The organism is Nocardia sp. KT25-26 (assembly GCF_056627695.1).
Genome location: NZ_CM152813.1, coordinates 285,039 through 299,780 on the forward strand (window position 1 = coordinate 285,039; position 14,742 = coordinate 299,780).

The window sequence follows — 14,742 nt, forward strand, 5'->3', positions numbered from 1 at the left end:
CCCGCATGGCCGACCCGCATCCGCAGCCCCGATCCGGCTGGCAGTTCTGGATCGACCGGGGCGGCACCTTCACCGATGTGGTGGCCCGCCGGCCGGACGGCAGCATCGTCACGCACAAGCTGCTCTCCGAGAATCCGGAACGTTACGCCGACTCCGCGGTGGCCGGCATCCGGGAACTCCTGGCCGCCGCCGGACCCGACGAACGGACCGCGCGCATCGATGCGGTACGGATGGGCACCACGGTGGCCACGAACGCCCTGCTGGAACGCAAAGGTGAGCCGACCCTGCTGGTGATCACCCGTGGTTTCGCCGATGCGCTGCGCATCGCCTACCAGAACCGGCCGGAGATCTTCGCCCGCGAAATCGTGCTGCCGGAACTGCTGTACCAGCAGGTGGTGGAGGTGGCCGAGCGGGTCGCTGCGGACGGTACCGTGCTGGCCGAACCGGATCTGGCCGCGCTGGCACCCGAGCTGCAACGGGCCTACGACCGCGGTATCCGGGCCGTCGCGGTGGTCTGCCTGCACAGTTATCGCTTTCCCGCGCACGAACATTCGATCGGCCGGCTGGCCGCCGAGATCGGTTTTCCGCAGATCTCGCTGTCCAGCGAGGTCAGCCCGCTGATGAAACTGGTGCCGCGCGGTGACACCACGGTCGTGGACGCGTATCTGTCTCCGGTGCTGCGCCGATACGTCGACCGGGTGGCCGGGGAACTGTCCGGCGTGCCGTTGATGTTCATGCAGTCCAACGGCGGGCTGACCGACGCCGGCCGCTTCCGCGGTAAGGATGCCATCCTCTCCGGTCCGGCCGGGGGCATCGTCGGGATGGCGCGGATGTCGGCGGCCGCCGGATTCGATCGGATAATCGGCTTCGATATGGGCGGCACCTCCACCGACGTCTCGCATTTCGCGGGCGAGTACGAGCGGGTGTTCACCACGCAGATCGCCGGGGTGCGGCTGCGCGCACCGATGCTCGACATCCACACCGTCGCGGCCGGTGGCGGTTCGATCCTGCACTTCGACGGCAGCCGGTACCGGGTCGGCCCCGATTCGGCGGGTGCGGTCCCCGGTCCGGCCTGCTATCGCCGGGGCGGCCCGCTGACCGTCACCGATGCCAACCTGATGCTCGGGCGCATCCAGCCCGGCCATTTCCCCCGCGTCTTCGGCCCGTCCGGGGATCAGCCGCTCGACCACGACCTGGTCCGGCACCGGTTCGCCGCACTGGCCGGCGAAATCCGGTCGGCGACCGGCGACGAACGCAGCCCCGAGCAGGTCGCCGCGGGATACCTGCAGATCGCCGTCACCAATATCGCGGGCGCGATCAAGCGGATCTCGGTACAGCAGGGCCACGATGTCACCCGGTATGCGCTGACCACCTTCGGCGGTGCCGGTGGCCAGCTGGCCTGCCGGGTCGCCGACTCCCTCGGCATCCACACGGTGTTGGTCCCGCCGATGGCCGGAGTGCTGTCCGCTCTCGGGATCGGGCTCGCCGATGTCACCGCCATGCGGGAACAGTCGGTGGAGCTGCCGTTGCATGCCGATTCGATGCCGCGCATCACCGCGGTCGCGGACGAGCTGGCCGATATCACCCGTGCCGAACTACTCGGCGAGGACGTCCCGGCCGAGCGGATCCGGGTGGTCCCGCGTGCCCAGCTGCGCTACGACGGCACCGATACCGCGCTGACCGTACCGCTCACCGAACCGGACGCCATGGCAGCGGCATTCGCCGAACTGCACCGGGCGACCTACTCGTTCATCTTGGACCGGCCGATCGTGGTCGAGGCGATCGCCATGGAGGCGGTCGGTGTCACCGACCCACCGGCAATCGCCGCGGCGCCCGGCGGCGCCGACCGGCCCAGCGCCACCGTCCGGGTGCCGATGTACGCCGGCGATGCCTGGACCGAGGTTCCGCTGCACCGGCACGCCGATCTGGCTCCCGGCGCCACGGTCACCGGACCGGCCGTGATCATCGACGACAACTCGACCACCGTCGTCGACGACGGCTGGCGGGGCACGGTGCACGACCTCGGGCATCTGATCCTGGAACGCGTGGTCGCGGTACACACCCCGGCGGCGGATACGGCCGCCGATCCGGTGCTGCTGGAAGTGTTCAACAACCTGTTCATGTCGATCGCCGAGCAGATGGGCGCCCGGCTGGAATCGACCTCGCAATCGGTGAACATCAAAGAGCGGCTGGACTTCTCGTGTGCCCTGTTCGATCCGGAGGGCAATCTGGTCGCGAACGCACCGCATATCCCGGTGCATCTCGGGTCGATGGGCACCAGTGTCAAGGAGGTCATCCGGCGCCGCCGCACCGGGTCGATGCGCCCCGGCGACAGCTACGCCGTGAACGATCCGTACCACGGCGGCACCCACCTGCCCGACGTCACGGTGATCACGCCGGTCTTCGACGCAGGCGGCACGGAGATCCTGTTCTATGTGGCCTCCCGCGGCCATCATGCCGAGATCGGCGGTATCGCACCGGGATCCATGCCGGCCAACAGCCGGACCATCGAGGAGGAGGGTGTCGTCTTCGACGACTGGCTGCTCGTCGAGGACGGCCGATTCCGGGAGGAACAGACGTTCCGGCTGCTCACCGAGGCCCGCTATCCGTCCCGGAACCCGGCCACCAACCTGGCCGATCTGCGTGCCCAGGTCGCCGCGAATGCCAAGGGCGTCGAAGAAGTTCGCAAGATGATCGAGCACTTCGGCCTGGATGTGGTCGAAGCCTATATGCGACACGTCCAGGACAACGCCGAAGAGGCGGTGCGCCGCGTCGTCGACGCCCTGGCGGACGGTGAATACCACTACGAAACCGATCTGGGCGCGAAGATCGCGGTACGGATCACCGTGGATCGGGAGAATCGCAGCGCCCATATCGATTTCACCGGCACCTCGGCGCAACTGCCGGTGAATTTCAATGCGCCCTACGCCGTCGCGAATGCCGCGGTGTTGTATGTCTTCCGCACCCTGGTCTCCGACGACATCCCGCTCAACGACGGCTGTCTGCGACCGCTGCGAATCACCGTCCCGGCCGCCTCGATGCTGGCACCGGAGCCACCTGCCGCGGTGGTGGCGGGCAATGTCGAGACCTCCCAGGCGATCACCGGAGCCCTGTACGCGGCACTCGGTGTGCAGGCCGAAGGTTCGGGCACGATGAACAACGTCACCTTCGGCAACGACCGCTGCCAGTACTACGAGACGATCGGCTCCGGCTCGGGCGCCGGCGACGGTTTCGACGGCGCGCCCGTGGTGCAGACCCATATGACCAACTCCCGGCTCACCGACCCCGAAGTGCTGGAATGGCGGTTGCCCGTCCGGCTGGAGGAGTTCGCCATCCGCACCGGAAGCGGCGGCAGCGGCCGCTGGCGCGGCGGTGACGGCGCGATCCGGCGCATCCGGTTCACCGAACCGGTCACCGTCTCCACCCTGTCCGGCCATCGCCGCATCCCGCCCTACGGGATGGCCGGCGGGGACCCGGGCGCCCTGGGCCGCAACCGGATCGAACGGGCCGACGGATCCGTGGAATCCCTGGCCGGCGCCGATACCGCCCGGCTCGAACCCGGTGACGTACTCGTAGTCGAGACCCCGGGCGGCGGCGGCTACGGACCGTCCTGAATCAACAGCCGGAAGGATTCGAAGGCGGGGGTGAGCGGCGTGATCGCCCGGAAGTCCCGTTCGTCCAGGGTCAGGATCGCATCCGTCAGATATCGCTCGGCGAGAACGACATTGACCGCATCGGTGAGATCGAGCCGTAGTCCGCCGAACTGCCCGATGAGGCGTTGCGCAACGCGTAGGTCGTGGTGGTCGAGCGGTGGAACGAGAACCGCGCCCTCTTCGGCGGAGGTCAACAAGTCCTTCAGCACGAGATCCGCGATTCGCCGATCCTTACCGAACCGGGCGATGAGCAGATGGTCGACTTCATCCAGCACCAACGGAGAGACCACCGCCACCGATGTTCCGAGTAGGCCGCGGACCGTGGCCCCCGCCGGCGCCGCGCGGTCGTACGCAGCGATGAGCGCCGACGTATCCGCAATGAAGAAGCTCACCGTCCGTAGGCGTCGCCGAGATGCGCGTCGGCATCAGCGGCGAATTCCGGATCACCGGAATCGAATGAAGGCCAAGGCCTGTTCCGTGGCTCACGCGGCGCACGCAGCAGCACCAAGTCGATACCTTCACGAATGAGATCGGCTTCCGACCGACCGGCCGACTCCGCGGCCTGCTTCAGGCGCGACGTCTGCTCTCGATCGAGATATACGCTCGTCTTCACCTTCATGCACGTAGGGTATCATGTAGGGTAGATCGGTGCTGGATCGCGTAGATCTGCACCTCGGTCGCCTTGACGGTGAACCAGACCGGGTCGCCGATGGTGAGTGCGAGGCGGGCTGCGGCCGCCGGGCTGATTTCGGCGGTCGGGCCCGGGATCCCGGACTGCGGGTCGGTTGCGCGAACTCGGATGACTCCGCCACGATCGGTGATCTCGACGATGTGTCCACGGAACACATTGCGCGGGCTGCCGTCCGGGCGTTCCCGGAAGATCGACACCGCTGCCGGTGGGTAGACCGCGGCCGCCGGCGCCCCGGGCTCGAGGCCGCCGGTCGCCCGACCGGCGACGACCGCACCCGCTGCGTCGATGGCGGCGAACGCATTCCCGGTGCCGTCCGGAAGCTCGTCGGCCGGGTCCGCAACCGTGGTGCCGAACAGCAGGTTCAGACCGGCGATATCGGCGGCGAAGCGGCTGCGCGGGCGGCTGAGCACCTCGGCGACCGGCCCCGATTCGGCGATGCGGCCGTTCTCCACCACGACCACCCGGTCGGCGAGGGTCAGCGCGTCGATCATGTCGTGGGTGACCAGGACCGTGCAGACCGGACCGAACCGGCTCCGAAGGGTATGCCGGAGCAGGGTGCGCATGGCCGGTGCGGCCGTGACGTCCAGCGCCGCCATCGGCTCGTCCAGCAGCAGCAGTTCGGGGCGCCCGGCCAGTGCCCGAGCCAGGGCCACCCGCTGGGCCTGCCCACCGGACAGCCGGGCAGGGAGCCGATCGGCCAGGTCGGCGGCATCGACCGCGGCCAGCCAGTCGGCGGCCCGCTTCCGAGCCTGCCGCGCCGGGCTGCCGGTACTACCCGGCCCGAAAGCCACGTTCGCCAGTGCGGTCCGGTGCGGAAACAGCAGCGGCTGCTGGGCGAGCAGCCCGATCCGCCGCTGGTCGGGCGGCAGCGAAATACCCCGTGAGGTGTCGATGAGCACCCGGCCGCCCAGTTCCACCCGCCCCGAGTCCGGTTCCAGCAGCCCGGCCAACACCTGCACCAGGCTCGACTTCCCGGCCCCGTTCGGCCCGAGCACCGCCAGCACCTCACCCGCCCCGACATCGATCCGCAACCGCAGGTCACGGTCGTTCACCGTCAACTCGGCCCGCAGGCCATCGGCGGAATATGGGCCACGGGTCCGTTCGCTGCCTCCGACGGCCCGACCTCGGCCGGTCGCGACGACGGTGGACCGCGCCGCACCGACACCGGACCCCACCGATGCTGCCGAACCGGCCGCGGTCGGACCCGGACTCCGTCCGCCCGCCCCGGCCCGACCGGCACGACCTCCGATGCTGTCGGATACGTCTCGCCGCGTAGTCGGCACCCACCCGCCCGGCAGCGCACCCAGGGGTCCCGAGGCAACCGGCCGGTTGTCATCCGGTGCAGATCGGGTGGCAGCCGATTCGGCGCCGGGATCGGGCGGCAGCAGGTGGGCAGCATCTCCGGACGGGAGCCGAGAGCCACTTCGCCGGATCACCGGGTCGGTACCGCGGTAGGCCACCAGCACGATCACCACCGCGACGGCGATGAGCAGCATCGACAGGGCGACGGCGGCGTCGGGGTCGGCCTCCCGCTGCAGGTAGATCTCCAGCGGGAGGGTGCGGGTACGGCCCTGCAGGCTGCCGGCGAAGGTTAGGGTGGCCCCGAACTCACCCAGGGCACGGGCGAAACACAGCACCGTCGCCGAGATGAGCGCGGGCCGCAGCAGCGGGAGAGTCACGCGCCACCACACCCGGCCGGGACGGGCGCCGAGCGTCGCCGCGATCGATTCGTAACCGGTTCCGGCGGTGCGCAACCCGCTTTCCAGCGTCAATACCAGGAACGGCAGGGCGACGAAGGTCTGGGCGAGCACGACGGCGGTGGTGCTGAAGGCGATCTGCACCCCCAGCGCCGTCAACTGCTCGCCGAGCAGACCGCGCCGGCCGAAGGCCGCCAGTAGCGCGATACCTCCGACCACCGGGGGCAGCACCAGCGGCAGCAACACCAGGGTGCGCAGTACCGGCAGAAGGCGCCACCGGGCCCGGGCCAGCACCGCCGCCATCGGCACCCCGAAAACCAGGCACAGCACCGTACTCGCCATCGCCGTGCGCAGACTCAGCCACAACGCGTCCATCGCGGCCGGGGTCGACACCAGTTCGGGGAATCGCTGCCACGGCACGCCGATGGCCAGGGCCGCCAACGGCACCGCGATCAGCGCGAAACCCACTGCCGCCGGGAGCAGCAGCATCCGGGGCACGAACGTTCTCACGGCTCGCCGAATCCGGCCGCCGTCAATACCTTCCGGCCGGGTTCGCCGAGAATCCAGGACCGGAAGTCGCGGGCCGCTGCGGCACTGTCGGCATCGTCGAGGACCGCGATCGGATAGACGTTGACCGCGGCCTCGGCCTCCGGGATCGGCACGCCGCTCAGTTCGGCACCGGCGCGGGCGATATCGGTCACGTAGCCGATTCCGGCGTCGGCCTGCCCGGAGACCACCTTGGTCAGCACATCGGTCACCGATGCCTCCTCGCTGACCGGCTGCAACCGCACCCCGGCAGCCGCGACGACCCGCTCGGTGGCCGCACCGCAAGGCACCTGCGGTGCACACACCACCGTGGTCACCCGGTTCAGATCGGCCAGGCCGGTGATGCCGTGCGGATTGCCGGGAGCGGTGAGCACGGTGAGCACATTGGTGGCGAAAGGTTCCGGCGCCGTGGTGATCCGGCCGGAATCGACGACTCGCTGCATGGTGGCCGGGTCCGCTGCGGCGAAGAGGTCGGCGGGCGCACCCTCGCGCAGTTGTTCGGCCAGGGCCGACGACCCGGCGAACGAGAACTCCACCTGGATACCGGGATTCGCAGCCTCGAAGGACGATCCGAGTTCGGTGAACACATCCTGCAGGGATGCCGCGGCGAAGACGGTGATCCGGTCCGCACCGGTCCCGGTGCCGCAGGCGGTCACGGCGGTAGCCGCGATCAGGACCGACGCGACGGCAAGCCGGCGGATCAACGGTCCGGCTCCGCGGCCTGCTCGACCACGATCGTGGTGGCCTTCACGCTGGCCGTCGCCACGCTACCCGGCTCCAGCCCGAGTTCGGCGACCGATTCGGCACTCATCAGCGACACCACAGTGAACGGTCCGCACTGCATCTCCACCTGTGCCATCACCTTGTCGGTCACCACCCGCGTGACCAGACCGGGGAAACGGTTGCGGGCGGAGCTGCGGCTACCCATCCGGGCCCGCGGCGGCCGGGCCTGTTCGACCGCCAGCCGGGCCAGCTCCCGGCCGGCCACCACGGACCGGCCGGAACCGTCCTTGGTCGCCGTCAACGCTCCGCCGTCGATCCAGCGCCGCACCGTGTCGTCACTCACGCCGAGCAGCTCCGCGGCCTCCCGAATGCGGATCCCAGTCATGCGGTGAGCATATATCCGCAACTGCGGTAGTTCCACCTATTTTACACCGCAAATGCGGATACACGGCCGAATGTGGGTGGATATGTGCGCAACGACCATGGCCGAACCGGAGGGCGCCCAGTACGCTCGGAGCAATCATGGCCACGTATTTCGACCCGAAGTCCTGGTCACTGTCCGGCGCACTCGACCTCGGCAAGCGCCTGCTGGATCCCGGCTGGTTCGATCAGTGGCTGGCCTTCACCACTTCCTGGGTGGATCCGGTGGCAGAGATGGGTTCGGGCACCGTCACCGCACTCATGCCGGACGTGCTGATGACCGCGCTCAGCGAGGGCATCCTCAGCCGTTTCGGTGGCCAGGAGGTCACGGCCACCCTGCTCGGCCACGACCTCACGGCCACCCTCGACGTCCTCAAGGTGCGCCGCCGAGGCGCCCATTTCCAGACCAAGACCGTGCTGTCCGGTATCGACTGGGACGGGCATCCGATCGACCGGGTGACCGTGATCGCCAACGGCCTGCGCCTCGTTCCCGGCGTCCCGACCAAGGTCCGGACCCAGGTACTCGATATCGAGGGCGCCCTCACCATGGCGGCCCTGGTGGATTGGCTCAACGTGCAGAACCTGGACTGGCGACTCGCCCTGGACGAACGGGAGCGGATCGTGGCCCGGCACCGGCGCCGGAAGTTCACCGCGATCCTGGACGCCCGGGTGCGCGACAACCTGCTCACCGTCGACATCCTGCGCGCCAACTGGCGTGGGATCCGGCTGCCGCGGCGGGCGGTCGAATCACCCAGTCTGCTGTTGCAGGGCCTGCCCAACCGTGCGTCGGTGACCTATGCCGTCCGCGAAGGCGACCGGGTACGGTTCCGGATCACCCTGCCCGAGATGTCCGGCTCGTTCGACCTCGCGCAGATCCGCTCCGCCATCGTCACCGGCACCACCCTGATCGTCTTCTGATCAGGACTGTTCCCGCCACCATTCCAGCAGCGCAGCCTCGGCCTGCTCCCGGTCCATCGGCCCGCGGTCCAGCCGAAGCTCCTTCAGATACTTCCAGGCCCTGCCCACCTGCGGGCCCGGCGGCAGGCCCAGCAGTTCCATGATCGCATTGCCGTCCAGGTCGGGCCGCACCTTCGCCAGATCCTCCGCCTGGCGCAGTCGCTCGATCCGGGCCTCCAGATCGTCGTAGGTGGCCCGCAATGCCGCGGCGCGGCGCTTGTTGCGGGTGGTGCAGTCCGCGCGGACCAGTTTGTGCAGCCGGGGCAGCAGGTCACCGGCGTCGGTGACGTAGCGGCGCACCGCCGAATCGGTCCACTGGCCTTTCCCGTACCCGTGGAAACGCAGATGCAGGAAGACCAGCTTCGCGACGTCCTCGGTGAACTGCTTCGGATACTTCAGCGCCCGCATCCGCTTGCGCACCATCTTCGCGCCCACCACCTCGTGATGGTGGAAGCTCACGCCGCCGCCCGGTTCGTTGCGTTTGGTGTCGGGTTTGCCGATATCGTGCAGCAGCGCCGCCCAGCGCAGCACCAGGTCCGGATCGCCGTCTTCCTGGTCGATCGCCTGCGCCAGCACCGTCAATGAATGCTGGTAGACGTCCTTGTGCTGGTGGTGTTCGTCGATCTCCAGCTGCATCGCCGGCACCTCCGGCAGCACCCGCTGGGCCAGGCCGGTCTCACACATCATGTTGATACCGTCCAGCGGATGCTCGGCGCCGATCAGCTTGTCCAGTTCGGCGCGCACCCGCTCCGCGGTGATCCGGTCGAGCTCGGATGCCATCTCGGCGATCGCGGTACGCACCCGCGGGGCGAGGTCGAAACCCAGCTGGGCGACGAAGCGGGCCGCCCGCAACATCCGCAGCGGATCGTCGTGGAAGGAGTCCTGCGGCGCCGCCGGTGTGTCCAGCTGCCCGGCGAGCAGGGCGTCCATCCCGTTCAACGGATCGACGAAGGTCAGCGAACCGTCACCGGCGATCTGCACCGCCATCGCATTGACCGTGAAATCGCGGCGCACCAGATCACCCTCGAGCGTGTCGCCGAAGGTGACCTCCGGGTTGCGCGAGACCCGGTCGTAGCTGTCGCTGCGGAACGTGGTGATCTCCAGCTGCTGGTCCGCCTTCGCCGCACTGACCGTGCCGAACGCCAGGCCGCCGGTATCCCAGAGATGATCGGCCCAGCCTCGCAGCAACTGCTGCACCTGCTCCGGCCGGGCATCGGTGGTGAAATCCAGATCGGTGCCCAACCGCCCCAGCACCGCATCCCGCACACTGCCCCCCACCAGGTACAGCGAATGCCCCCGCTCCGCGAACCGCGCCCCCAACGGCGTCAGCACATCGCCCAGCTGCCGCAGCGACATCTCCGCCCCCGCCAGCAACCGGGCCCGCCGATCCGGCACACCCGCATCATCGGAAGGACTGCTGACCGGAACCGAGTTGGGCGAAACCACGGCTAGCAAGCTTAATAGCCACCCTTCCCACCCCCACCATCTCCCCCTCGAGGGAGCTGCCGTGGCGGCACCGCCCGAGTAGCCACCGCCACCACAACTCCTTCACCGGCAAAGCGGGACGACTCGATCCGGGAACATGCGCTGCGAAAACGTACGAGCGGCCTTACGCAACCACGCACGGAGCGACCTCGAGGAGCGAGGAGTTCGCGGCCCGCCTCGCATCCGAGTACTCGAAAGCGCATGAGCCGAAGGCTCGAGACTCGAGTGCTCGGATGCGAGGCCCGATAGGGCCGCGAACACGGAGCGGCGAAGCCGCGACCATCCAACACAGTAAGCTTGCTGAGTGTCTCCGGCCGATCGTGCGAACAATCGACGCCGCCAGCCGCGGCGCCGCGGTTCGGCGGCCAAGAGTGGTCGGCCACGGATGCGGACGGTCCGGGAGACGTCGGCGGGTGGTCTGGTGGTGGCGGGACTGGATGGTCCGGCGGAGCATCGGACGGCGGCGCTGATCGGCCGGACGGATCGCCGGGGCCGGCTGTTGTGGTCGCTGCCGAAGGGGCATATCGAGGAGGGGGAGACCTCCGAGCAGACGGCGGTCCGGGAGGTCGCCGAGGAGACCGGTATCGACGGTGTGGTGGTCGCCGAGCTGGGCAGCATCGATTATTGGTTCGTCACGGAGGGCCGCCGGGTACACAAGACTGTGCATCACTTCTTGTTGCGTGCGGTGGGTGGTGAGTTGTCGGACGCCGATGTGGAGGTGACCCAGGTTGCATGGGTCCCGCTGAGCGAGTTGGATTCCCGGCTGGCCTACGCCGACGAGCGGCGGCTGGCCGAGGTGGCGAACCGAATGATCGACCGGACGGAGACCGGCAAGCGATGAGGGTGGGACTGTTCCGGGTCATCGTGGCGGTCCTGGCTCTGCTCGGTGCGATGGCCGCAGCACCGGCCGCTGCGCAGGCGCAGTCGGGCGGGGTCGAGATGTCGGCGCCCCGGTTCCTGAAGCTTTCGCTGGATTCGGTGACACCGAGTTCGGTGACGATCCTGAGCGACCCGGTGCTGACGGTTTCCGGAACGATCACCAATATCGGCGACCGGGTCGTCGACGACATCAGCGTCCGATTCCAGCGCGCCGACCGGGTGCTCGACCCCAGCGGGTTGCGGACGTCGTTGCGCCAGGACGAGGCGACCTACGGATTGGTCGGGCCGTTCCATCCGATATCGGACCGGTTGTCGCCGGGGCAGCGGCAGCAGTTCACCCTGCGGATCGGGCTGCGCACGGCCACTCCCGAGATCGCGTCGTCGCTGCTGTTGACCGAACCCGGTGTCTATCCGCTGCTGCTGAACGTGAACGGCGAACCCGCCTACGGCACGCAGGCGAAACTGGACGAGGCCCGGTTCCTGCTGCCGGTACTCGGGCTGCCACCCGCCGGCCCGGATGCGGGCGAGGGTCCCGAGCTGCCGCCGGTACAGGCACAGGCTCCGCCGGTGGCAACGACATTTCTCTGGCCGTTGGCGGATCGGCCGCGGATGGTGGCGGGCCGGCCGGGCACCCAGGACGGCCGGATCGAACTCGTCGACGACGAGCTGGCGCGGTCGCTGAGTACCGGGGGGCGGCTGGACCGGTTGCTGGCCGCAGTCGAATCGGTGGTCGCGGATCCGGCCGATACCGTCGGCGACGGGGTGTGCCTGGCCATCGACCCGGATCTGCTGGTCACGGTGCAGGCGATGACCCGCGGATATCGGGTGCTGGCGAGCCCGTCGGATCCGGGCGGACCGACCCGGGACGGCACCGGGGTGGACGCCGCCGCCGCGTGGCTGGACCGGCTGCGCACCCTGGCCGGGTCGACCTGCACGGTCGCGTTGCCGTTCGCGCAGGTCGATGTGGTGGCGCTGGCCGCGGTGAACGATCCCGCGCTGTCGGCACGGGCGCTGTCGGAACCCGCGGATGTGGTGGACGCGGTGCTCGGTACCCGTTCCGTGCGCGGGGTGAGCCTGCCGGACTCCGGCAGCATCGATGCGGCGGCCGGGGGGCTGCTGCAGCAGCACGGCTTCGGCACCGCGGTGCTGGCGAGTTCGGCAGTCGGCGTGGAACCGGCGGCGGGACCGGATCTGCTGCAGTCGGAGACCGGGGCCGACGGTCCGGCAGTGGCGCCGGCCGGTGACCCGTTCGCGGCCGCACCGGATGTGGTGCGGGTCCCGAGCGTGAGCGCGACCATCGGCCCGCCCGCGCCGGGCGAACCGCCGGTGGATCCGGCGCTGCGGGTGGCGACCTTCGACGTGTGGTCGGCGACGGCGCTGGCCGCGGTCGGGTCCAACCCGCCGACCCCGTCGTTCACTCCGGAACTCGCCCGCTACGACCTGACCAACGATTCGCGCACCGCCCGGTTGCAGGATGCGCTCGGCGCGCTGAGCTGGACCGCGCTGAATCCGCGGCCGGACCGGCCGCGCTCGCTGTTGCTGATGCCGCCGCAGCAGTGGGATGCCAATGCGCAGGAAGCCGACGCCCTGCTCCAGCAGGTGGAGTTGCTGATCCGAAACGGGCTGGCGTCGGTGCGCAGCTTCCCCGATCTGCTGGCCCAGCCACCCGATCCGCGGCCGTTCGAGCTGGCATATCTACCGCAGGCCGGTGCCGACGCGGTTCCGGACCGCTTCGTCCTGCCGGTCCGGGAACAGGGACGCCGGATCACCGAACTGCAGCAGGCGATGGTCGAGCCGACCGATACCGGGCTGACGCCCCGGGCATTCCTGACGCCGTTGCGGGACGATCTGGTGCGCACCCTGTCGCTGTCGGACCGCCGGGCCGACGATCCGGCACGCCCGGATATCTTCGCCGAACGCCGCCTCGAACCGGTCACCGAGGAGGTCGGGCGAATGTACCGGTCGGTGACGGTGCTGCCGCCGGGCGGCGTGTACACGTTGGCGTCGGAACAGAGCCCGTTGTTGCTGGTCGCCCGCAACGAACTGCCGGTCGCGATCCGGGTCGTCTTCCGGATCGAGGCTCCGGCGGAGACGAAGATCACCGATATCGGTGAACAGCTGCTGCCCGCGTTCGGCAGCCGGTCGTTCCAGATCCCGACCGAGGTGAGCGACAGTCGCAACCTGGTTATTCCGATCTCTCTTACCACACCGCAGGGGGTAGCGCTGGGCGAGCAGACCTCGGTTTCGGTCCGTTCGAACGCCTACGGCCAAGCCTTGGCCATAATTACTGCATGCGCCGGATTACTGCTGTTCCTGTTGGCCGGACGGCGCCTGTGGCATCGCTTCCGCGGGCGGCCGGATCCGGCCGACGAACGGCACGGTATCGCCGGGCCTCGATCGGCGGGGGAGCAGGTGGTCAGTGAGCAGGAGGCACGATGAGGGGGGATCGCGCAGCGCTCGCCACACCGATCCGATACCGCTGTCCCGGACTGTGCAGGAGGCATGATGGGCGACGATGAACGCGCTCATCAGCAGGGCCCCCGCAACGATGAGATGCGCCCCACCGAGGAAGGTGGTGCGGCTGCCGCTCCGCGGGCGCCGTGGGAGCGCGCCATGAACAACCGCGATCCACAACCCGGCCGACGGCGACCGCAGCCCGGCGACCCCGCCCGTGGCCCCCGCCGGCCCGGCCCGGATGAGCAGACCCGCCGCCTTCCCGGCCCCGGGCCACACCCGGCTGCCCCCGATCGTCCGGCACCACCCGCCGGCCACCGCGGTACCCCCGGTCCCGACCCGACCCGGACACCGGCCGGCCGCCCACCCCACACTCCCGACCCGGGCCGCCCACCGGCACCGGGCACCGGCCGCCCACCCGCTGGGCCGGACCACCGGCCCCCCGGCTCGTCCCGACCCGGTATCCCCGGCCGCCCCGCTGCCCCGACCACCGGCGGCCGCCCGGCAGTACCTCCTCAACCAGGTCGCCCCAGCCCGGCCGGAGACCCGGCCGTACCCCCACGCCCCGGACCGGGTGGTCGCCCGACACCTCCCTCGGGCGGCCCCGACAACCCAACGCGCACCAGCCGCCCGGGCACCGGCGAACACCCGGCCGTACCCCCGCGGGCCGACCAGGCCGGCCGCCCGGTGCCGCCTGCGAGTGGGCGAGGCGAACCTCCTCGGCCCGCCCGACCGGGTGCCGGCGCGAACCCTGTCGTACCTCCGGCTCCCAGCCGACCCGGGACCGGCGAACACCCCGCCGTACCTCCACGCACCGGACGACCCGGCCCGCCGCCGGGAACCGGGCAGCAGCCCGGCGCACCAGGTCACCGACCGCCGGGTACGCCCGGACCGGCCGGTCAGCCGATCTCCGGTGCCGATGACGCAGGCCCGTTCGTGCCCGGGTACGACGCTCCCGGTTCGGCCCCACGACCCATGCCACCCGCGGCCGGAACGGGCGAGCACCCGGCCGTGCCGCCACGTCCGGCCCGCCCGGGACGGTCGGCGCCCGGGACCGGGCAGCAGCCCGCGGTGTCCGGCCGTCCTCCCGAAACACCGCCTCGGGACGACCGATCCGGCCGGACCGGGTCCGGCGCACAGCGGCCGGGTGGACCTCGCTCCGGTGAGCGCCCACCGGTGACTCGTCGTGCCGATCGACCACACGCGCCGAATGCCCGGCCGCAGCCGCCCGGTGCCG

General features: G+C 70.1%; 10 protein-coding genes and 1 pseudogene. 4 read left to right on the top strand and 7 right to left on the bottom strand.

Going from position 1 to position 14,742, the window contains the following annotated elements; translation table 11 throughout:
* The first annotated feature begins 5 nt into the window (after window positions 1–5).
* On the top strand, window positions 6–3,614 hold the full coding sequence (locus tag AC1HFH_RS01360; protein ID WP_480245608.1) for a hydantoinase B/oxoprolinase family protein: 3,609 nt from the start codon (window positions 6–8) through the stop codon (window positions 3,612–3,614).
* On the opposite strand, the gene AC1HFH_RS01365 is transcribed toward AC1HFH_RS01360, so the two are convergent.
* The 6 genes and pseudogenes from AC1HFH_RS01365 to AC1HFH_RS01390 form a co-directional block, all read right to left on the bottom strand.
* Window positions 3,599–4,045: a PIN domain-containing protein gene (locus AC1HFH_RS01365; protein WP_480245609.1), complete on the bottom strand. Its 447-nt coding sequence runs from the start codon at window positions 4,043–4,045 to the stop codon at window positions 3,599–3,601. The two genes, AC1HFH_RS01360 and AC1HFH_RS01365, sit on opposite strands and share 16 nt — an antisense overlap.
* Entirely contained in the window at window positions 4,042–4,272 is a 231-nt protein-coding gene (locus tag AC1HFH_RS01370) for a ribbon-helix-helix domain-containing protein (RefSeq protein ID WP_480245610.1), read from the bottom strand. Before AC1HFH_RS01370 ends, AC1HFH_RS01365 begins: the two co-directional genes overlap by 4 nt.
* On the bottom strand, window positions 4,269–5,414 hold the full coding sequence (locus tag AC1HFH_RS01375) for a sulfate/molybdate ABC transporter ATP-binding protein (RefSeq protein WP_480248004.1): 1,146 nt from the start codon (window positions 5,412–5,414) through the stop codon (window positions 4,269–4,271). Before AC1HFH_RS01375 ends, AC1HFH_RS01370 begins: the two co-directional genes overlap by 4 nt.
* A gap of 390 nt (window positions 5,415–5,804) precedes the next feature.
* Window positions 5,805–6,530 (bottom strand): annotated as a pseudogene (locus tag AC1HFH_RS01380) (ABC transporter permease); the annotation flags it as partial.
* A gap of 17 nt (window positions 6,531–6,547) precedes the next feature.
* The gene (modA, locus tag AC1HFH_RS01385; protein WP_480245611.1) at window positions 6,548–7,291 is read right to left on the bottom strand and encodes a molybdate ABC transporter substrate-binding protein; all 744 of its coding nucleotides are present in this window, start codon (window positions 7,289–7,291) and stop codon (window positions 6,548–6,550) included.
* Window positions 7,288–7,695, bottom strand: coding sequence for a TOBE domain-containing protein (locus AC1HFH_RS01390; protein WP_480245612.1), 408 nt, complete (start codon window positions 7,693–7,695; stop codon window positions 7,288–7,290). Before AC1HFH_RS01390 ends, modA begins: the two co-directional genes overlap by 4 nt.
* Window positions 7,696–7,832: 137 nt before the next feature.
* Between AC1HFH_RS01390 and AC1HFH_RS01395 the strand changes: the two genes are divergently transcribed.
* Window positions 7,833–8,648 carry a hypothetical protein gene (locus AC1HFH_RS01395; RefSeq protein ID WP_480245613.1) on the top strand — a complete coding sequence of 272 codons (816 nt, stop codon included), beginning with the start codon at window positions 7,833–7,835 and terminating at the stop codon, window positions 8,646–8,648.
* Here AC1HFH_RS01395 and AC1HFH_RS01400 read toward each other — a convergent pair whose 3' ends face one another.
* Entirely contained in the window at window positions 8,649–10,043 is a 1,395-nt protein-coding gene (locus AC1HFH_RS01400; protein ID WP_480248005.1) for a CCA tRNA nucleotidyltransferase, read from the bottom strand.
* A 433-nt stretch (window positions 10,044–10,476) separates the two neighbouring features.
* Between AC1HFH_RS01400 and AC1HFH_RS01405 the strand changes: the two genes are divergently transcribed.
* Window positions 10,477–11,013, top strand: a complete 537-nt coding sequence (locus tag AC1HFH_RS01405; RefSeq protein ID WP_480245614.1) for an NUDIX hydrolase — start codon at window positions 10,477–10,479, stop codon at window positions 11,011–11,013.
* Complete coding sequence (locus tag AC1HFH_RS01410) at window positions 11,010–13,490, top strand: DUF6049 family protein (protein ID WP_480245615.1); 2,481 nt, start codon at window positions 11,010–11,012, stop codon at window positions 13,488–13,490. Before AC1HFH_RS01405 ends, AC1HFH_RS01410 begins: the two co-directional genes overlap by 4 nt.
* The last annotated feature ends 1,252 nt before the right edge of the window (window positions 13,491–14,742 follow it).

Bases quoted from the DNA above. Each gene is read 5' to 3' on its own strand.
- AC1HFH_RS01360 (WP_480245608.1), top strand. From the start codon at position 6: ATGGCCGACCCGCATCCGCAGCCCCGATCCGGCTGGCAGTTCTGGATC.
- AC1HFH_RS01370 (WP_480245610.1), bottom strand. From the start codon at position 4,272: ATGAAGGTGAAGACGAGCGTATATCTCGATCGAGAGCAGACGTCGCGC.
- AC1HFH_RS01390 (WP_480245612.1), bottom strand. From the start codon at position 7,695: ATGACTGGGATCCGCATTCGGGAGGCCGCGGAGCTGCTCGGCGTGAGT.
- AC1HFH_RS01395 (WP_480245613.1), top strand. From the start codon at position 7,833: ATGGCCACGTATTTCGACCCGAAGTCCTGGTCACTGTCCGGCGCACTC.
- AC1HFH_RS01400 (WP_480248005.1), bottom strand. From the start codon at position 10,043: ATGTCGCTGCGGCAGCTGGGCGATGTGCTGACGCCGTTGGGGGCGCGG.
- AC1HFH_RS01410 (WP_480245615.1), top strand. From the start codon at position 11,010: ATGAGGGTGGGACTGTTCCGGGTCATCGTGGCGGTCCTGGCTCTGCTC.